This is a genomic window from Pedobacter frigidisoli (assembly GCF_032678525.1).
Classification (GTDB): Bacteria; Bacteroidota; Bacteroidia; order Sphingobacteriales; family Sphingobacteriaceae; genus Pedobacter; species Pedobacter frigidisoli_A.
In genome coordinates this window covers 665,590-686,520 of record NZ_JAVTSE010000002.1, presented here as the reverse complement: position 1 = coordinate 686,520, position 20,931 = coordinate 665,590, and the positions used below count along the sequence as shown (strand labels likewise).

Sequence of the window (20,931 nt, the reverse complement as noted above, 5' to 3'; positions counted from 1 at the left end):
AAAATTATGAAAAAAGGTTTTTTAAAATACTTTTCCTTAGGAATGGTATTAACAACAATTGTGTTTTCCTCTTGCAGGAAAGATGATTATGTAGGTGATGACCCGCAAGCAACCAATACGGCAGGTAACACATTTGTAAAGGTTTTGGAAAATAATCCAACAAATATTTACTTCACTCCTTTCACTGATATTAAAAAGGTACACTTGATCAGCGTAAGAAGAGATGCTGCAAACGCAGATGCATTAAGTAAGCCCCAAACTATAGTTTTAACAACTGATGCCGCTGCAATAACAGATTACAACACAAAAAATCAATCTGATTACGAAGCGCTTCCAGCATCCATCTATACATTGGCTGCTGATCCTGGTGTTACAAAAACTGCAACAGGATATACGGTTACCTTTGCGGCAGGTGAATTTGCAAAGGAGATTGATATTTTACTAGATGGAAGTAAATACGATTTAGCAAAAAAGTATGCATTCTCAGTTAAAATATCAGATCCGGCAGGTAACCAAATTTCTTCAGGCCATGGTTCAGGATTCGTGTTAATCAGTATTAAGAATAAATATGATGGCATTTATGCCGTTACTGGTACCCTAACTGATGTTACAAATGCTGCATGGAGTCATTATACCAGTAGTGGAGAGAAGCTATATTATGCATTACAGACCTTGTCTGCTACAAAATGTGTGGTAATTGATGAATCTTATACAGGTATTCCTGCTACTCCTTTTTGGACCGGTACAGGTAAAAGCTATTTTGGAACTTTCGGACTGATTGTAGAATTCGATCCTGCAACAGATAAAATTGTCTCTGTTACGAATTACTATGGAACTCCTGCAAATACCAGGGCCGCTGCACTAGATCCTAGTGGAATTAATAAATATTCTTCGGGGCTAATCAACATTAAATACTATATGTTACAACCAAACACAGTCACTACTGCTCCGTATATCAGGACACAATATAATGAAACGTGGACTTATTATGAAGAGAGATAGGTCGAACTATTTTTTTGAAGGGGACAGTATTCTGTCCCCTTTTTTATTTAAATTTATTTTATGAAGAAGTCACATCATTATTTACTGATTACCTTAATTGCTTCTGTTATTTTTACGGAAAAACTTAATGCCCAAATTACAACTGTAAATACTTATAAAAATCTTATTACTGTTAAAGAGTCTCGAGCAGACTTGTTGGGATCACCTTATCTTTATGCGGAATGGCAAATTGCTACAGTTAAATTTGGGGAAGGTGTGCAACCCAAAAAAGAGTCAATCAAATATGATCTTTTAGATGATATCTTGGTTGTTAAGGGGGAAGGCGGCAACGAGTATACGTTCACAGATCCACCTAAAGAGTTTCAAATATTGGGGTCTAGTGAGATTTATAAAAATGGTTTTTCTGCAGTTGACAGATTTACACAAAAAACCTTTTATAACGTGATTTACGATGGAAAAGTTAAATATCTTAAAAAGGATTCCAAAATAGTACTTGAAAGTAAATCGTATAATAGTGCGAGTATAGAATACAAGGTTGCAGATGAGACATTTTTTTACCTTGTTAAAGAAGATAACAGGCCTGTAAAGGTAAAGAATAATGAAAAATCTATTATTTCTTTACTTGGGAAAGCTGATCAGCTATCAAAATATATCAAAGAGAATAAGCTTGATGTGAAAACAGACGACGGAATTGTCAAACTCTTAACTTACTATGATACTTTGTGATGTGAAATTGGATGTTCATCATTCGACCAAAAGTTTGTTACTGTAAAGATTTACATTTCAGATATCTATCAACAATAGCAGTCGGTTTTCTCTACGATTTCTGAAGTATAATCATCATATTCAGTTAAATGCTTATAAGGTTGTTTGACTATAGTATTTACACCAAAGATTTGACCGCCTTATTTGTTATCTGAAATATAATACCATTTACATCCTGAAAAACTTGATGATCAGCAGGTTTAAAAAATTGCTCTTATTCAAATATCATTATGATAGTAATCATAGAATTTCTAATCAGTTTTTAATGTAGTATTCTAATAACGAATAACTAAATATTTAGTGTCATTTCAAAATAATCTTTAAAACAGAAATTGTTAAAAATTGTTAATGTAACTTTTTTGTGTTCTATATTTAGTGATTAATTATTACAAACAAATCATTCACTAACTTAAATTTCATGAAAAAACTTCTACTAAGTTTGTTCATGTTCTTAATCTTCGCTTCAGTTGCGTTGGCTCAGAACAGAACGATTACAGGTATTGTGACAGGAAAAGATGATGGACTACCAATTCCAGGAGCAACTGTAAAAGTCAAAAACGGTACAGCAGGTACCACAAGTGATGTAAACGGTAAGTACACACTTAGAATTTCTAACACCGGTAGTGTAGAAATTGAATTCTCTTCTATCGGATTTACAACTATTACCAGAACTTTAGCTGCCAGTGCAACTACGTTAAACGGAAGTCTTGAAAATGACTCAAGAATTTTGGACGAAGTTGTTGTTAGCGGTTATGGATCAGGAAGAAGAGTTTCTTCCATTGTTGGATCAGTAACAACAGTAAATGCGAAAACTGTAGAAAACAAACCAGTTGCAAATGCTTTTGATGCTATGCAAGGTAAAGTTGCCGGTTTGCAGGTGTTTACCTCTTCAGGCGAACCATCTGCCTCGTCATCTTTGAGATTACATGGTGTTGGATCATTGGGTGCAAGTAATACGCCACTTTATTTATTAGATGGTGTTCAGGTGAATGAAGGAAGTATTGTAAGTTTAAATCCTAACGATATTGAGTCGGTTTCGGTATTGAAAGATGCTTCTGCTACTTCAATTTATGGTTCACGTGCGGCTAATGGTGTATTGTATATCACTACAAAACGTGGACAGATTGGCACGTCTACAATTACTGTACAAAGTCAGTATTCAGTAACAAATAATGCTAACGATGACTTCTACAAGAATACGTTGAACACAGCTGAACTAAGCGCATTACAAGTTAGACAAGGGCTAAGAACCCAGGCTGCTTCGGATGCATTGCTTGCTCAATATCCAAATGATTTCAACTGGTACGATTATTATTATAAAAAAGATGCACCAGTTTATCAGGCAGATTTGAACGTTTCTGGTGGTGCTGGCAAGACTTCTTACTATGTTTCAGGTAGTTACTTCAAGTCTACAGGTATTATGTACCGTTCTGGATTCGATCGTATTACCTTCCGTTCAAATATTAATACCAAGATTAATGATTATATTCAGTTTGGTATCAACTTATCTGCTGGTACAGATAACAGACAATCCAACCAATACAATTCAAACAGTGTAAATGGTGGATTATCACTATTGGCTCAGCCATGGTTTTCGCCATATGATGCAAATGGAAATGAGTATTATGGTGTTTTGATTCCGGGTTTAGGACGTTATAGCCCTAGATACCTGCAAGATGTCAACCCTTATAATGGAAATAATCTCCAATTTAATCCAACGGGTTATATTGAAATCAAACCAATCAAAAACCTGACATTTAAATCTCAGGCGGGTATGGACGGTTATATCTACAGAGAAACTTTTGGACGCCTTCCATCATTTGTGGGCGGTTTAGGGGCAGGTACTTTAAATGAAACCTATGACAGGAATCTTACCAAAACGTGGACAAATACATTAGAGTATAAATTTAGTTTTGATCAACATAATTTTACGGCCCTTGCCGGACAGGAATATGTTGATGGAACGCGCAATCAATTTAGCGGTAGTACTGTTGGTCTACCAACTGATGACTTGTTCTTACTACAAAATGGTACTGCAACCAATAGAGGGGTAAGTTCATCTTTGACAGAATATGCCTATAAATCACTTTTTGGTCGTCTTGAGTATAACTTCAAAAACAGATACTATTTGGATGGGTCTGTCCGTGAGGATAAATCATCACGATTTGGTGCTAACAAACAAAATGCAACATTCTGGGCGGTTGGTGCAATGTGGAGAATTAAGCAAGAAAAATTCTTAAGTGAAGTTAGCTGGCTTGATGACCTCGTGTTACGTGCCAGTATAGGTACAAGTGGTAACTCTGCTATTGGTAACTATGAAAGTTTAGCTACTGCAAGTGCTTCCGGTAACTACAATGGTAACTTCGGTTTAGCTACAGCTGCCTCGGGTAATCCTGAATTAGGATGGGAAAGACAAAGGAAAACATCGGTAGGTGTTAAATCTTCGTTCTTGAATCGCATTAGATTAGACCTTGAATATTATTTCCGTGAAACGAGCAATCAGTTGATTAATGTTCCGCAACCATTTACTACTGGTTATGCAACAGTTAGAACCAATATTGGTGCATTACAGAATAAAGGTTTAGATGTGACTTTAGATTTCGATGTGTTAAGTCCGAAAGCGCTTAAGGGTGCCTATATCACACCATATTTCAACGCAAACTTTAACAGAAACAAAATCACCGAACTATTCCAGGGAAAGAACTATTATATTCTACCAAATACAGGAGTACTTTGGGCAATTGGACAGCCAGTATCATTCTCGTATCCAATGTGGGCAGGAGTTAATTCAGCAAATGGTTTGCCTCAATGGTATTTACCAAACAGCGGTGATGGAATTATCAATACAAGAACAGATAATGCTGCTATCACAAACTCATTTTCAGCTGCTGGATTGGCGCAAAACACAGGTATTGAGCGTTACCCATGGTTGAATGGTGGATTCGGTTTCAACGCTGGTTATGATGGTTTCTATACATCAGTTGATTTTACTTATTCAAAAGGAAAATATCTAATCAATAACGATAGATATTTCTTTGAAAACCCAACAACCTTTGCTGGTTTCAACCAGGCAAGAGGGGTTTTAGATTACTGGACAACACCGGGTCAGGACGCCAGGTTCCCTGCGTTAACCCAACAATTTACACAATTTGACTCAAGATTAATTGAAGACGCTTCATTTATCAGGTTAAAAAGTTTGCAGGTTGGATACAATTTCAAACAAAATCTTTTAAATAAAACAAAGGTAGTTAAAGGAGCCAGAGTGTTCTTCTTAGCTCGTAACTTGTTAACATTTACTAAATATACAGGACCAGATCCTGAAGTTGATAGTAACTTAGCTTTAGGAAATAATCCTAACACAAAACAAGTTGGTTTTGGTCTGCAGTTAACATTTTAATAGTTGAATTACTTTAAAAATAAAGTTATGAAAAAAATAATATTAGGGCTGGTAGGGGCGATATTAGCTTTAACGGTGATTACTTCTTGTAAAAAATTAGATTTAACACCGTATGATGCCGTAGCCATTGAAACAGGTTTCAAAACCCTTCAGGATGCAAAATACTGGGATAACGGTTTATACGCAGCGCTTAGGGCTCGTGTGTATGGAAGTTACAACATTCCTCAGGAAGTGCAAGGCGAACAATTAAACGCATCATTAGATTTTGGTAACAGAAATGGTGCACCTCATCGTTGGGGAACGTTTTTCAATGCCGATGATGTAGCAGGTGTTTATCAAGGCTATTACAATGGATTATCAAATGTTAACATTGTGATAAAAGGCTACGATCAAATTACTCCAACAAGTGCCGCTGAAACAGATAGTTTAAACACATTTAAGGCTGACGCCAGATTACTTCGTGCTTATTATTTGCAAAACTTAGCATTAAGATATGCGAAAGCTTATAACCCCGCTACAGCAGCGAGTGATGCGGGAATTCCATTGCTTACGGAGTTCGATTTAACTGCAAAACCTGGAAGAGCGACTTTGAAAGCAACGTACGACCAAATTCTAGCTGATATTGCAGTTGCAAAATCTCTTAATACTAAACGTGTTAATCACAAGGGTGCTAAATATTTTACACCAGACGCAATTTTAGCATTTGAAGCTCGTGTACGTTTGTATATGCAAGATTGGGCAGGTGCATACGCAGCAGCAAATACATTAATTGCCAGCGGCCGTTATCCATTATATAATACTGCTGCAGCAATTAAAAGTTATTGGACTAATGATACTTATCAGGAGGATATTTTCCGTATCGCAGCTACATTAGCTGAACAAGTAAATACAAATAGTATTTATTTAGGTCTCAACAGTGCGGGTACAGCATTTGTTCCGGATTTCATCCCGACTCAAACTGTCGTGGATAGCTACGATGCTACTGACTTACGTAAACCAACATACTTCGAACAAAAAACATTGTTGATTCAAGGTGTAAGATATAATAACGTATGGCTGGTTAATAAATATCCTGGTAATCCAGCATTATTCACCAGTACAATTACCAATTACCAGAATGCAAACAAAATCTTCCGTATTGGTGAGATTTATGCAATTGCGGCAGAAGCTGCTGCGAACGCCGGTGATGTTGGTAACGCAGTTATTCATTTAAACGCATTACGTACAGCCAGAGGATTAACCGCTTTGAGTGGTTTAACAGGAGGAACGTTGTTAGATCAGATTAGAGCTGAGCGTACACGTGAATTAAACTTCGAAGGCTTGCACTTATTTGATTTAAAGCGTTGGGGCTTAGGTTTCACGAGAGGTACAGCTCAAGTTCCGGCTGCTGTAAATCCAAATACCGGTTTCATCAATTTAACCATTAGTGCTACAGATCCTAAATTTACCTGGGGTTTGCCTACAAATGATTTATTATTAAATCCTAATCTAACTCAAAATCCAGGTTGGTAGTTTAATTTTAGTATATTATAAAGCCGTATCCTATTAATGAGGATGCGGCTTTTTTCTTTCCAGGCATTCTATAAAGTGAAAAGCGTAGTTGTGATTCAACTTATTTATTATAGTCAGCTGTCAAACATTCCTGATATTTAGCTTTTTTTTATCTATGTCGATATTTTTTATTACCTATAAACAATTATATCTGACATGAATTTTTAGTATTTATGTGCTTTTCTCCAGAATAAATGCTTATTTTCTCTAAATATTTTGATAAAAGTCAAAATTTATATTTTGAATTAGCGGATTTATTAATGTTAGTTTAATCGCTTTTGGGTAAAAGGTGAAAATTCAAATTATAAAATTTGTTTGTAATATTTGCATTACAGGTTCCTAAATTCTATATTAGGAAAATAATCAATTAACCTAAACTAAATTTTATGAAAAAACTTTTACAGAGTTTGTTCATGCTGCTGTTTGTCGCAGGTACTGCAATGGCTCAGCAAAGAACAATCACAGGTACTGTTACAGCGAAGGAAGATGGGATGCCACTTCCTGGTGTAACTGTCAAAACTAAAGGAGCAGCCGGTGGAACCACAACCGGCGCAGATGGTAAATTCTCCGTTAAGATTGCAGCCGGCGTAACATCACTTGAATTTTCATCTATCGGGTTTACAACCATTACCCGAACCATTGGCTCTTCAAACACACTTAACGTATCGTTAGAAAATGATTCGCAAACATTAACAGATGTTGTTGTTGTAGGATACGGTACTCAAAAAAGAGGCGAAACCACTGGAAGTACCGCATCTGTTAGCGGCGCCGCCATAGCCCAGAAGCCAATCCAAAGTTTGGAGGCAGGTTTAGCAGGTAGGGCATCGGGTGTTCAAATTACTGTTCCTGCGGGTGTGTTAAACACGCCACCTGTATTCAGGATCAGGGGTACGAACTCCATCTCATTAAGTTCTCAACCGTTATTTGTTATCGATGGAATTGTGGCGACCACAGGTGACCAAGGTTTAACAGCCTCTGCAGCCAATCCACTTGCAAGTATCAATCCAAATGATATCGAGAGTATAGATATTGCTAAAGATGCCGCTTCAACAGCCATTTACGGTAGCCGTGCAGCAAACGGAGTAGTGTTTGTTACTACTAAACGAGGTAAAACAGGGGCTCCAAAAGTAAATTACGATTTTTATGTTGGATGGTCTGAGGCTTACCGTTTACCAAAGTTGCTTGACGCTTTCCAGTATACCGATTACAAAAATGAAGCTATTGCCAACGCTGTGGCCATTCGTGCCAACAGTATGAACGTAACATTGAATGGTGTTACTCAGGTACAGAAATTTGCATTAACCAATGGTCCTGACGGACAACCTATCAATACCAGCTGGTACGACTATGCTTACCGTACAGGTGTTTCGCAAAACCACAATGTAAATGTTTCTGGCGGTACAGATAATACCAAGTACTACATGGGCTTTGGCTATACCAATCAACAAGGTATCTACCAGAAAAACGACTTCAAACGATTAAACGGATTATTTAATATCGACAGCAAGTTGAATAAATTCGTTACTATCGGTGGTAAACTATCTTATTCAAACGAAAAAAACCTCGCTGCAATATCTTCAGGCTCGCTTAATGGCGAAGCTTACGGTACTTCAGGTATCGCCAGAACAGCACTGGTCAATTCTCCAAACGTTTCACCGTACAATAATGATGGTAGCTTTAATTTAGGAGCAACTTTTGTCGGTCCGATGAACAACATTGTAACCGGTAATCAGGTCGGATTTTACAACTTTGCTCAGGTACTATCTTTAAACAGGGAGAACAATGAGCTTGACCATCTTCAGTCGAACGCCTATTTGCAGTTAACTCCATTTAAGTGGTTAAATCTGAAATCTATGTATGGTATTGACTATATCAATAGCGACAATGATATCTTTTACAACCCGGTTCACGGTCCTGGACAAGGTGTAAGCGGTGAGGCCATCGGTGCTTTCAGAAAAAGAAAAAACTGGACATGGACCAATACCGCACAGGCAGATTATGCTGTTTCCAACCATAACTTTAATCTGTTAGTCGGACAAGAGCAACAACGCAATACGGTTACAGGCTATGGGATCGATCGCCAGGGCTTAACCGATCCTGCTTATGATGTAGTTCAGGCTGGCTTTACATTAAATAACTCAACAGGTGCCGCTTACGGTGAAAATTATCTGTTGTCGTATTTCGGGCGTTTGAACTATAACTACAACGGAAAATACTTTTTAAGTGGTAATTTAAGACAAGACGAGTATTCTGCTCTAGGTATCAAAAAAGGAACTTTTTGGGGAGCTTCAGCAGGATGGGAAATTACGAAAGAAAATTTCTGGAGCGATGCTGGTCTAGACAAAGTATTTAGCAGTTTCAAATTGAAAGGTAGCTATGGAAAAGTAGGTAATATTTCCGGAATTGGAGATTATGCCACCTTTTCTACTTATGGATCTGCCTTGTATGGTGGTGTAGCTTCGTCAATCTACAGTGCAGCAGGCAACAAAGAGCTTACCTGGGAAACCAGTAAGAAAACTGATATTGGTATCAATTTCGGAATTCTAAAAGGTCGTATTGAATTTGAGATAGATTATTACAAAAACAACATCGACGGTTTAATTCTGAACGTTTCGCAATCGCCTTCAACAGGTGTTCCCTCTACGGTTGCTACCAACGTTGGCTCGATGTATAATAAAGGTTTTGAGTTTAACGTCAATGCAACACCACTTAAATCGAATGATTTCTCATGGAATAGTAACTTCAATATTTCATACAATAAAAATGAAGTTACAGCCCTGGCTCCAGGTTTAACGGAGATTGTTACGCCTACAGGATCAACCACTACAGGGGAAAATGTTAACCGCAGTATCCCGGGTTACTCAGTAGGTTACTTATATGTTGTGCGTACCGGCGGAGTTGATCCGGCTACTGGTAGAAGAATCTTCATCAATAAAGCAGGCCGCGCTGTAACTTATCAGCATATTGTACCTACAGGTGCGTCACAGTGGACTTATTTAGATAATGGCGCAACCGCACCACCAATAACGCAAGGAGCTGATGCAGAGATGTATCACAACACTGCGCCTAAGTTCTATGGTGGTTTTGATAATACCTTCCGTTATAAAGACTTCGATTTAAACGTAATGCTAACTTATCAGTTAGGTTTCTGGGTTTCTTATGGAACAAATGCTGGTCTACACGATCAGAGATACTGGAACAATGCTGTAGATGTATTAAACCGTTGGCAAAAACCAGGTGACGTAACCGATTTCCCAAGAGCCATCTACACAGATAACGTTTCATATGGTAATACCATTCCATTGGATATAAATGTTTTCAAGGGAGATTTCGTTAAGCTTAGAAATTTAAGTTTAGGCTATACCATTCCTTCAACTGCATTCGGTAAATCAGGAATAAACCGTTTACGCGTTTACGTAGCCGGACAAAACCTTGCCATTATCACTAAATATCCCGGACCGGATCCTGAAGTGTCATCCAATGGATCAAGCGCATCCGGACAAGGTTCAGACCGTAACTCAGGTCCAAACGCCAGAACATATACTATGGGACTTAGTTTAGGCTTTTAAAATATAAAGGAATTAATCATGAACAAAAGAAATTTATATATAGCTATTTTGTGTTCGGCAGTCGTGTTTACCAGCTCTTGCAAAAGAGAGTTGCTCGATCCGTCACTTAAAACATCTGTAGCTGCAGAGAATGCTTTCGATACGCAGTTCCGTATTGAGAGCCAGGCCAATTCATTATATGGCTCGTTAAAGAATGGCGCTTTTTATGGTGGTCGTTATTTGGTTTACGGAAGCATCAGAAGTGAAGACTTTATCAATGAAACCGGGAATTTAGTTACTGCTTCAGATGTTTGGAGCATGAACCTGGCTAATAGTGCAACTTCAGTTAAAGGACTGTGGTCTCAGGCTTATCTTACTATCAACAGGTGTAATGTTTTTATTGACGGGATGACCTCGAAAGGAAATTCTGTTGTAGGAGAAGCTACCGGGGCAAAATATACTGCCGAAGCCAGATTGATAAGAGCCTTATCTTACTACAGTTTATTACAGCTCTTTGCCAGGCCATATGCTGATGGAAACGGAAGTAAGCCAGGTTTGCCACTTCGGTTAACTGGAATTACCGGTCCGGGTTCATCTGATCTGGCACGAAGTACTGTTGATCAGGTTTATACACAGATTCTTTCTGATTTAAATTACGCAGAAGCAAATCTGCCATCAACCAATGCCACAGCGTTATTGAATACTACCAGAGCCCATAAAAACACTGCAATTGCATTAAAAACCAGGGTGTATCTCACAATGGGTAAATGGGCAGAGGTAATTACTGAAGCAAATAAGCTGGTACCGGCTGTTGCTCCATTTAAGGCAAAGGTGAATGTGGCTAATGATCTGGTATCAGATATTGCCTCTGTATTCAAAGCACCTTATACCACTGCTGAATCTGTATTCTCATTGCCAATGACCTCTTCGGCGAGTCCGCTTGATTACCCTGGTACTCAGAATTCCCTTTCATCTTATTTTTACTGGACAGGATCGGTAGCCGGAACAACCGAATTTTCATTAAATCCTACGGGCATTATCGCAAATACGGCCTGGAAAGCTGCTGATAAAAGAAGAGCTTTGATCTTCACCTCATCGGCATCAAAGCAATTTGTTGCCAAATACACCACAGCAAGTCCTTATACAGATTATGTTCCTGTAATCAGATGGGCGGAAGTCCTATTGAATTTAGCTGAAGCAAGGGTTCGTAGCACCAATACAATTGATCCGCAAGCACTATTGTTACTCAATGCTGTTCGTCAGCGTTCGGATGCAACAACTACACTTGTACCAACATCCGTAGCAGACTTTACCGACGCACTATTGTTGGAAAGAAGAATCGAATTTTTAGGTGAGGGCTTACGTGCACCTGATTTAACGAGATTATTATTAACCATCCCGGCAAAAGGAAGCGCTCCTTCAAAAGGACCAACGGAAAGTGGTTACATCTGGCCAATTTCATCAGATGAATTATCTCTCAATAAATTGATGACAGATAATTAATAAAAAAGGCGATTTGAATCTTTCAAATCGCCTTTTTTTTATTCTGACAAAATTGCCTTACTTCTTATCCACACTATATTTCCCTGGCCCGATAAAAATCAAGCTCAGAAACAAAATACCCGATTCTATTGCATGGCTCGCACCCTGCAAGCCATCTCCTTTTCCAAAATGTACCAGCGCTGCCACAATCATCGTGAAAACCAGTAAAATACAGGCCGGGCGGAAAAACAATCCCACAATCAATAAAAACCCTCCGAAGGTTTCCGCCGCTGCGGCCATAAAGCCCCAGAAAACAGGAAGAAAATTAATTCCCACCACTTTCATGCTTCCACCCAAGCCCGTCCAGCCATGAGGACCGCCAGCCAGTTTAGGGAAACCATGGATGATGAACATTACTCCGATTCCTAAACGGAGTAGTAATAAGCCGGTGTTGCGGTACTTTCCTAAAGTATCCAGAATTGCCATGTTATAAATATTTAAAGTGAACGTTATTGGTTTCCACGGTTAAAGCGACGTTAGCGCCCAGTGCCATGCTCAGGTTGTTTTCTATATGCCCCGTCGGGAAGTTAAAGCAAACCGGATAGGCGTATTCTTTCACCACGTCCCATATCACCTCTTCAGCCGTTTGGCCAAAAGATATTTTCTCTTCAGCTATCTCATTAAAAGCGCCGATAATCAAACCGTTTAATTTGGCGAGTTTCCCTGCGCGTTTCATCATGCGCATCATGCGGTCTATGGCATACTCCTGCTCCCCAACATCCTCCAGAAAGAGAATTTTATTGTCGAAATCCATTTCCGAAACTGAACCCTGCATGTTAACCAGAAGGGTAAGATTACCACCAAGCAAAATACCTTCACCCACTCCTGCCCTGTTTTTGAAAGTGCTGGTGTAGCTGTATTCCTGCGGCTCGCCAAACAGCGATGCCCTTAAAGATTCAATCGCCAAAGGGGTCGACTCCTCAAAGGTATAAGGCATTTGTGCATGCAGGCACTGTGTTTGTGTTTGCGCAATGATGTGCGAAAGTATTACGGTGATGTCACTAAAACCCACAAACCATTTTGGATGTTGTTTAAATACCGTAAAATCCAGCTCATCAATAATACGGATACTCCCATAGCCTCCTCGGCCGGAAATAATAGCCCTGATGCTGGTATCGTCAAGAAACTGCTGAATGTCGCGGGTCCTCAATTGATCGGTTCCGGCAAACTGGTGGTGACTGGCATAAACGCTTTTTCCGATCACCACTTCCAGTCCCCAGCTTTCTAAAACTGCAATTGCGGTATCAATGGATTTGGGTAATTTCTTCGCCGGACAAACAAGGCCGATCTTATCTCCTTTTTTTAAATACGGGGGCTGCTTTATCATCTTCAAAACACTTATCTTTGCCAAAATAATAAAAATTGTTTTGGATAATAGTAAAATAAAAAGATATACCGTTACTGCAGCGCTTCCCTATACCAATGGGCCTGTACATATTGGTCACCTTGCCGGAGTGTATATTCCTGCAGATATTTATGCCCGCTACCTGCGCTCCAATAAACGCGATGTTAAGTTCATCTGTGGATCTGACGAGAATGGGGTGCCGATTACGCTTAAAGCGAAAAGAGAAGGCATTACGCCGCAGGAGGTTGTAGATAAATATCATAAAATCATTGGTGATTCGTTCAAGGAATTCGGTGTTTCATTCGATATCTACCACCGTACTTCTTCTCAAACGCACCATCAAACTGCTGCAGAATTCTTCAAAACACTTTACGATAAAGGCGTATTCACAGAAGAAATCACTGAACAATATTATGATCCTACGGCGAAGCAATTCCTGGCCGATCGTTATATCACCGGTACTTGTCCGAAATGTGGAAATGAAAATGCCTATGGCGATCAGTGTGAAAACTGCGGATCAACCCTAAATGCAACAGACTTAATTAATCCTAAGTCCACTTTATCCGGTGATCAGCCGATTCTAAAAGAGACTAAAAACTGGTTTTTACCGCTCGACCGATATGAAGAGCGTTTAAGAGCTTACATCGAAAACCATAAAGAGTGGCGCCCGAATGTTTACGGCCAATGTCAAAGCTGGTTAAATGCGGGTTTACAGCCGCGTGCCATGACCAGAGATTTAGACTGGGGCGTACGTGTTCCGCTTCGCGATGCGGAAGGAAAAGTCCTTTACGTTTGGTTTGATGCCCCTATTGGCTACATTTCAGCTACTAAAGAGCTTTGTAACTATGCCAAGCTTGATGTTTGGAATCCGATGGCTGAGGAGTACTATATCAGCAATTTCGATTCTGACAAATGTGGTTGGGAAGAATACTGGAAAAGCGACGAAACCAAATTGGTTCATTTTATCGGTAAAGATAATATCGTATTCCACTGTATCATTTTCCCGGCAATGTTGATGGCACATGGTGAGTATACCCTGGCAGATAATGTTCCGGCAAATGAGTTCCTGAATCTTGAAGGTCAGAAAATATCAACTTCCAAGAACTGGGCGGTTTGGTTAAATGAATACCTCCGTGAGTTCGAGGGCAAACAGGATGTTTTGCGTTATGTGCTAACGGCTACGGCTCCTGAAACCAAAGACAATGATTTTACCTGGAAAGATTTCCAGGCCCGAAATAACAATGAGCTGGTAGCTATACTCGGAAACTTTGTAAACCGCGTGGTGGTGCTTACCCTCAAGTACTTCGGTGGCTCAGTGCCTACCTGTATGGAAATTACCCCTGTAGATCAGGCTGTAATTGATGAGTTAGCAGGCTATCCTGCCAAAATATCGGCTTCTATAGAGCAATACCGTTTCAGAGAAGCGCTTTCGGAAGTGATGAATGTTGCCCGTTTAGGTAACAAGTACCTGGCTGAAACAGAGCCCTGGAAACTGATCAAAACCGATGAAGACCGGGTCCGTACCATCTTACACGTTGCGCTACAGATTGCCGCGAACATTCAGATTTTGATTGAACCCTTCCTGCCATTCACTGCAGATAAGTTAATGAAAATGCTGAAAAATGGTGGTCACGACTGGGATGATGCGGGTTCTATCAGCTTGTTAAAACGCGGACACGACATTGGTGAAGCTACCTTATTATTTGAGAAAATTGAAGATGCTGAAATCGACTTCCAGATAGAGAAACTCAACCAAAGTAAAGCCAGTAATGCGGCGAACAATGCAACTGCTACCCCTGCTAAAGAAAATATTAACTTCGATGATTTCTCTGCGATGGATATCCGCGTAGCTACCATTATCGCTGCCGAGAAAGTAGAAAAAACCAAGAAGTTGCTTAAGCTTACGGTGAATACGGGTATTGATGAAAGAACGGTTGTTTCCGGAATCGCGGAACATTACAAGCCTGAAGACATTATTGGTAAGCAGGTGAGCATTATCGTGAACCTGGCACCACGTGAAATCAAAGGGATCGTATCTCAGGGAATGATTTTAATGGCAGAGAATGCTGAAGGTAAACTGACTTTCGTTTCGCCGGTTGATAAACTTCCGGAAGGTAGCGTGATCAGGTAGAAGGACGAGATTTAGTTTGAAACAATAGATAATTTTATATATTTGCGCATTCAAGGGGAGTTCAGGCTCCCCTTATTTCAGGCCCCGTAGTTCAACGGATAGAATAGAAGTTTCCTAAACTTTAGATAGCAGTTCGATTCTGCTCGGGGCTACTTTAAAACAAGAGTGCAGCGATGCACTCTTGTTTTACTTCAACATTGTTCCAATCTCTTAAAGCGTATTGACAAAGTCAAATATCTTTTTCAAATCAGCATCTTTTTTGAAGTCTGTTTTCTCGGCTATTAAGTATCCGGATATTTGATCCGTTTTTGATGGTACCAAGGCAATGAGATTCTTTTTTGATGGTGTAAACTTGGTCAGAACATCACCCTGCTTAATATAATAATTGCTGTTTTGAGTAAACAATGCGCTAACAGCATTTGATCCATAGCCTTTACTATCGATAATGGATACCGTAAACCTTTTATAAAGCGAAATATTTCCAACTGAAATTTCTTCCAGGTAGGATTTTTCATTTAGTTTATCTACAGGTTTAAAACCATTCACAAAAGTACGTGGACCATTAGGGGTTTCTATGGTAAATGATGAAACCCGTTCAGACAAAAACATTGGTTCGTTGTCGGAACCCTTAAATACCAACAAATCTTCAGCAATATCATATTTTAAATCAGCATTTTCCATCTTTTTACCTGATGCTGTTTTAAACGAACCCTTATTCCAGTTTTCAATTAGATAGGGGCTTCCCTCAACTTTATCGTATTTTTTTGCTCCGAGGACTCTGCCATCAGAGGATTCAAATCTCATGCTAGTTGGTTGAGCGCTTACTGATAATGCGATGAAGCTTAGTGCGAATAAAATAATTGCTTTCATTTTTTAGTGATTTTGAGTGTTTGTGCTTTAGAATTAATAATGAAACGAAAGATAAACATTTTATATGCTTATCAGTATTCCCAGGATCGAATAATTTTTACTAAGTACAATGAATGGGAGAATTAAAAGTATTACATATTGTGGGGTAATTTAAGGCCAGCTTAATTTCTTGTTTCAATATCTGGCCTTCCTCGTTTGGATAATCATGATGTCGTTTATCGCACTAAACCCTTAATTGCTGCTTTTCCATGATAATTTATTTTTGAGGTTGCCCGGCCTAATCATTTAAAATGGTTGATTGTATTTTCCAGTGAGCGCTTTGTTCTCAATGCTTTTGGCGAAGTTGGGTGTTTCCTCGTGGTTGTGTGCATCTGATGCGGCCTGGCGCGCTGTTGCCGCATCCTTAAGGTTTAATCCATTCGCTTTTATGTACTCCAACATTTCAGGGGTGGCTGTAGCATGAATTTCGTTGGTATACAGGGTGGTATTGTCGTCGATTTTTGTGGCTTTAAGTTCCCATAATACCTGCACCTTTGTGCGGCCTCTTTTGGTAATGGAATCTGAAATGGAGAGCATGCGGCAGTAATCCGGACGGGCCACATCGGCCACATAGTGCTGCACCATCAGGGCATCGCCAATGGTTTCTACATTTAACGAAACCGGCTGCCCGTCATAAGTACTGCTAATGGCCGCCCCGATATGCTGGGTAGAGCAGCGCTGATATTCTGCATCAGGAAGGTTTAATAACCAATCTGTAATGTTTACTTTTTCAATAGGTGCATTAATAATTGCGGTAACTGCTGAATGTGATAATGCGTTTTATGGTGTTTGTTGAATTTCCATGTGATATGTATTTAAGTGTTTTTGATTTTCTTAATGTAAATCTAGCGCACACTTAAACACTTGCTCAGCACTATTCAGCAGAAGGGGAATATGCCTCGTTGAAATGGCATAATTACCCGTTAAGCTCCCGGCCTATGCTGCACACAGGAAGCCGGTAGTAATAATGATGGTAAAGAAAAAAAACAAAAAAATCAGAGGTCACACAATAAAGCTTTTGTTCCGGCGTATTATATATCGAGAGCGTTAATTTAGATAGACGGGAATTGTCCTTAGTGATGATTCCCGTTTTCTTTTGAATGGTGAAATACTACAGCCTGGGTTCCGGTACAATTTTGATTTATGACACTAATCTGAAACGTGTGTTTCAGATTAGTCATATGTTTGCAGGGTATAAAGATTATCATGGCGAGAAACGTAGAATTTGATGAAACAGCAGCGATCCAAAAAGCTATGGAGGTGTTTTGGGAAAAGGGCTATCATGGTACCTCACTTCGCGACCTCACCGAAGCAATGAAAATCAATAGCAGCAGTTTATATAATACCCTTGGAGATAAACAAGAGCTTTTTGTGAAGTGCGTTAATCATTACACCGAGATCAGAAAAAAGGATCTTCAGGCACGGGAAAAGAATAGCGGTTCTTCATTGAACACACTAAAAACATATATTGACGATGCTGTGTCGGTAATTATCAGCGGAGAGAATAGTTGTATGGCTATCAAAACGGCTTTCGAGGCCGCAGTTGATGATCAAAGAATCAAGGATATTCTGAAGGCAGATAGCGATTATGCCTATCAATTTATCCGTAACAATATCGCGAAGGCCATGGAAGCAGGGGAAATTTCTAAAGAAGAAGATCCGGAACTTTTAGCAGATTACTTTATCAGCACCTGGACGGGTTGGCATGAATCTTTTTTGCTTCACCAGAACCCTTTGAAGATAAAGAAAATGGCCGCGTATTTCGTAAAACAACTCACTAAGTAATTTTTTTAAGCAAATCTGGAGCAATTGATTCAGATAAAAATCACTTTCTAATCGCAGCGATCATTTTGAAACAATCAATACAGAATTATAAATTAAATCATATGACAACAAAAGACCTTTTAGGTAAAACAGCTTTAGTTACAGGTGGAACTAAAGGAATCGGAAAAGCAATAGCAGATAAATTAGCGGCGCAGGGTGCAACAGTAATCGTTTCTGCCAGAAACCATCCATCCGAAAATGACGGTGGTCATCATTTTATCGCTGCCGATTTAACCCAGCCCGAGCAGGTGTTAAAACTCACTGAAGAAATTAATACAAAATTTGGCGGTATTGATATTCTGATTAACAATGTTGGTGGCCTGACCACACCTGGTGGTGGTTTCAGCACCCTCAGCGATGAACATTGGGAAAATGAGCTTCAACTGAATCTTATTTCAGGAATCCGACTCGATAGGGCACTTTTACCTGCTATGATCGAAAAGAAAAGCGGCGTAATCGTACACATTTCTTCAGTTGCTGGAAAACAGGCATTATGGAACCTGAATATGGCCTATGCAGTTTCAAAGGCAGCGCTTAACAGTTACAGTAAGGCTTTAGCCAGCGAGTTAGCATCTCAGGGAATCCGTGTAGTTACGGTGGCTCCAGGTGCAACCAAAACTCCGCCAATGGAAAAATTTATTCAAGACTATGCAACAGCTTCGGGCATACCGGTAGAAGACGCATTGGTTCAATTACTTGCACAAACAGGTGGTATACCAATGGGAAGAATGGCAGAACCTGAAGAAGTTGCATCACTGGTACATTTCCTTGTTTCTCCGTCAGCAGCTTATCTTACTGGAAGTATTTATGCTATTGACGGAGGTAGCTTACCTGTAGTCTCTTAAATCTCCGGTTGTAACCGTACCTGTTCATCACAGATTTGAATGGTGCCTTGTAGTAAACGGGAATTGTCCATGGTGATGATTCCCGTTTTCTTTTGCATGCTGATTTGATTGTTTTGCTGCGGAAAGCGGAAGGCACGAAAATTAATCTGAGTCTCCTCATTTCCGTTTAAAACAAAGTATATTAGGGGCAAAGTTTAGGTATGAAAATAACGCCTCATCAACTTCTTAATTACGGCATAGCAGCGGTTTGGCTGGTAAATGGGATTTATTGCAAGGTATTAAACCTGGTTCCCCGTCACCAGCAAATTGTTGCAGCTATTTTAGGAGAGCAATATTCAGGCTGGTTTACCATCATCATTGGCCTGGCCGAAACGCTAATGGCCATCTGGGTGCTCAGCCGCTATCGGAGCAAGCTAAATGCCATCAGTCAGATCATTATTATTGCTACTATGAATACGCTGGAGTTTATCTTAGTGCCTCATCTGTTACTATGGGGCAGGTACAACGCTATTTTTGCGGCTTTGCTCATCATCACCATTTATATTAACGAATTTAAACTCCATCAGGTATTGCCTGCCAATCCCAATGTTAGCCGCACTTAAAAACCACCCCTTCGCCGTGGAAGCTTTCTTTAAAAGCTCCGTTGTGCTCACTTTTGCTGTTCCGAAAAAGCAGCTCGAACAGATGATACCAGAATGTCTGGAGCTCGATACTTTTCAGGATGAGTGGGCTTTTGTAGCAGTAGCCATGGTACAAACGAATGCTTTAAGGCCTAAAGGGATGCCCAAATTTATGGGCAATAACTTCTTTTTAATCGGCTACCGGGTTTTTGTACGCTACACCAATGCTGCCGGCAAACGCCTTCGCGGACTCTATATCATTAAATCTGAAACGGATAAAAAGAAGATGGAGTTTATGGGCAACCTGTTTACCCACTACAATTACACCACTACCGATATTCACCAGGTTCATGAGGGAGACCGCTCCACGATTAGTTCCATGCGATCAGACTTTAGTGTTACGATAACAAAATCTGATGATGCCACACTGCCTAAAGGTTCACCTTTTGCGGACTGGAAAGAAGCCCGGCGTTTTGCTGGTCCCTTGCCATTCACTTTCACTTACAACGAGCGCAACAAAGAAGTTTTAATTATTGAAGGGGTCCGCGAAAACTGGGTGCCCATGCCGGTAACCGTAAATGATTACCATTTCGGCTTCATCGATGGTTTAAAACTTCAGGGTGCGGTACTGGCCAATGCCTTCATTATCGAAAACATTCCCTATTATTGGAAGAAAGGAAAACGCGAAAAATGGCAATAGAACGTCGACCATTTCAGGGTGTACTCAATATTTTAAGTTTCAACAGGCATTTTTATGTGATCGGATTGCTGGTCCTTGCCGGCATCATTACAGCTGGTTTAATGCTTCATATTAACCACCTATATCTGTTGATCATAGTTATAGCTTTTATCTATGGGTTGTTTGCGCCACTCATTGTTTCAGCCTATGTTTACGATTTTTCAGAATACTATACCTTTAACTGGTTGCACAAACTGGCACTAAACCCGAAGGCCAACCATATTGTAAACATCAATGCCGGCTTCGATGAAACCAGTTTTATTCTTGAAGATCATTTTCCGGATGCTAAAATCAGGGTTTTCGATTTTTACAATGCATCGCAACATACCGAAACCGCTATTGTGAGGGCACGTAAGGTGAGTTTAACTTACCCTGATACCCAGGTTATCGAATCGGGTAATATTCCGGTATCCGATCAGTCGGCAGACCTGGTTTTCCTGTTATCTGCTGCCCATGAAATCCGAAGTAACGAAGAGAAGGTTGTCTTTTTAAAAGAGTGCAGACGAATTTGCAAGCCCGGCGGCAAGGTAATCATGGTTGAGCATCTGCGCGATCTTCCGAACTTCCTTGCTTTTACCATCGGCTTTACCCATTTCTTCTCTGCCCCTACCTGGCGAAAAGCTTTTACGCAGGCAGGCTTCAGCAAAATCGATGAAACCAAGTTCACGCCATTTATGTCTGTTTTCACTGTAACGCCGTAACCGCCATTCTAC

Annotated in this window: 16 protein-coding genes and 1 tRNA gene; 13 read left to right on the top strand and 4 right to left on the bottom strand. The window is 39.9% G+C overall.

Translation table 11 applies throughout. The annotated features are described in order from the left end of the window. Positions 1–6 precede the first annotated feature (6 nt). The 6 genes from R2Q80_RS08010 (at position 7) to R2Q80_RS07985 (ending at position 11,766) form a co-directional block, all read left to right on the top strand. Entirely contained in the window at positions 7–1,002 is a 996-nt protein-coding gene (locus R2Q80_RS08010) for a DUF1735 domain-containing protein (RefSeq protein ID WP_316799094.1), read from the top strand. A gap of 60 nt (positions 1,003–1,062) precedes the next feature. Beyond that, complete coding sequence (locus tag R2Q80_RS08005) at positions 1,063–1,728, top strand: hypothetical protein (RefSeq protein WP_316799093.1); 666 nt, start codon at positions 1,063–1,065, stop codon at positions 1,726–1,728. A 457-nt stretch (positions 1,729–2,185) separates the two neighbouring features. Next, a complete protein-coding gene (locus R2Q80_RS08000; protein ID WP_316799092.1) occupies positions 2,186–5,164 on the top strand; it encodes a SusC/RagA family TonB-linked outer membrane protein in 2,979 nt (992 codons plus the stop codon). Positions 5,165–5,191: 27 nt separating this feature from the next. Beyond that, a complete protein-coding gene (locus tag R2Q80_RS07995; RefSeq protein WP_316799091.1) occupies positions 5,192–6,676 on the top strand; it encodes a RagB/SusD family nutrient uptake outer membrane protein in 1,485 nt (494 codons plus the stop codon). A 425-nt stretch (positions 6,677–7,101) separates the two neighbouring features. Continuing rightward, a complete protein-coding gene (locus R2Q80_RS07990; RefSeq protein WP_316799090.1) occupies positions 7,102–10,284 on the top strand; it encodes a SusC/RagA family TonB-linked outer membrane protein in 3,183 nt (1,060 codons plus the stop codon). 18 nt (positions 10,285–10,302) lie between these two features. After that, entirely contained in the window at positions 10,303–11,766 is a 1,464-nt protein-coding gene (locus R2Q80_RS07985) for a RagB/SusD family nutrient uptake outer membrane protein (protein ID WP_047799771.1), read from the top strand. A gap of 57 nt (positions 11,767–11,823) precedes the next feature. On the opposite strand, the gene R2Q80_RS07980 is transcribed toward R2Q80_RS07985, so the two are convergent. Together R2Q80_RS07980 and R2Q80_RS07975 are read right to left on the bottom strand one after the other, a co-directional pair. Continuing rightward, complete coding sequence (locus tag R2Q80_RS07980) at positions 11,824–12,231, bottom strand: DoxX family protein (protein ID WP_316799089.1); 408 nt, start codon at positions 12,229–12,231, stop codon at positions 11,824–11,826. A 1-nt stretch (position 12,232) separates the two neighbouring features. Continuing rightward, complete coding sequence (locus tag R2Q80_RS07975; RefSeq protein ID WP_316799088.1) at positions 12,233–13,132, bottom strand: LD-carboxypeptidase; 900 nt, start codon at positions 13,130–13,132, stop codon at positions 12,233–12,235. A gap of 40 nt (positions 13,133–13,172) precedes the next feature. Between R2Q80_RS07975 and metG the strand changes: the two genes are divergently transcribed. Together metG and R2Q80_RS07965 are read left to right on the top strand one after the other, a co-directional pair. Then, entirely contained in the window at positions 13,173–15,281 is a 2,109-nt protein-coding gene (gene metG, locus R2Q80_RS07970; protein WP_316799087.1) for a methionine--tRNA ligase, read from the top strand. An 80-nt stretch (positions 15,282–15,361) separates the two neighbouring features. Next, positions 15,362–15,433, top strand: a tRNA-Arg gene (locus R2Q80_RS07965). A gap of 58 nt (positions 15,434–15,491) precedes the next feature. On the opposite strand, the gene R2Q80_RS07960 is transcribed toward R2Q80_RS07965, so the two are convergent. Together R2Q80_RS07960 and R2Q80_RS07955 are read right to left on the bottom strand one after the other, a co-directional pair. Next, entirely contained in the window at positions 15,492–16,085 is a 594-nt protein-coding gene (locus R2Q80_RS07960) for a hypothetical protein (RefSeq protein ID WP_316799086.1), read from the bottom strand. A 351-nt stretch (positions 16,086–16,436) separates the two neighbouring features. Next, a complete protein-coding gene (locus R2Q80_RS07955) occupies positions 16,437–16,775 on the bottom strand; it encodes a hypothetical protein (protein WP_316799085.1) in 339 nt (112 codons plus the stop codon). 621 nt (positions 16,776–17,396) lie between these two features. On the opposite strand from R2Q80_RS07955, the gene R2Q80_RS07950 reads away from it, so the two are divergent. From R2Q80_RS07950 to R2Q80_RS07930, 5 genes are all read left to right on the top strand, one after another. Next, entirely contained in the window at positions 17,397–17,975 is a 579-nt protein-coding gene (locus tag R2Q80_RS07950) for a TetR/AcrR family transcriptional regulator (RefSeq protein WP_316799084.1), read from the top strand. Positions 17,976–18,076: 101 nt separating this feature from the next. Continuing rightward, the gene (locus R2Q80_RS07945; RefSeq protein WP_316799083.1) at positions 18,077–18,859 is read left to right on the top strand and encodes an SDR family oxidoreductase; all 783 of its coding nucleotides are present in this window, start codon (positions 18,077–18,079) and stop codon (positions 18,857–18,859) included. Positions 18,860–19,059: 200 nt separating this feature from the next. After that, entirely contained in the window at positions 19,060–19,461 is a 402-nt protein-coding gene (locus R2Q80_RS07940) for a DoxX-like family protein (protein WP_047799784.1), read from the top strand. Then, the gene (locus R2Q80_RS07935; protein WP_316799082.1) at positions 19,445–20,179 is read left to right on the top strand and encodes a DUF2071 domain-containing protein; all 735 of its coding nucleotides are present in this window, start codon (positions 19,445–19,447) and stop codon (positions 20,177–20,179) included. Before R2Q80_RS07940 ends, R2Q80_RS07935 begins: the two co-directional genes overlap by 17 nt. After that, positions 20,170–20,919, top strand: coding sequence for a class I SAM-dependent methyltransferase (locus tag R2Q80_RS07930; RefSeq protein WP_316799081.1), 750 nt, complete (start codon positions 20,170–20,172; stop codon positions 20,917–20,919). The genes R2Q80_RS07935 and R2Q80_RS07930 overlap by 10 nt, the downstream gene beginning before the upstream one ends. The last annotated feature ends 12 nt before the right edge of the window (positions 20,920–20,931 follow it).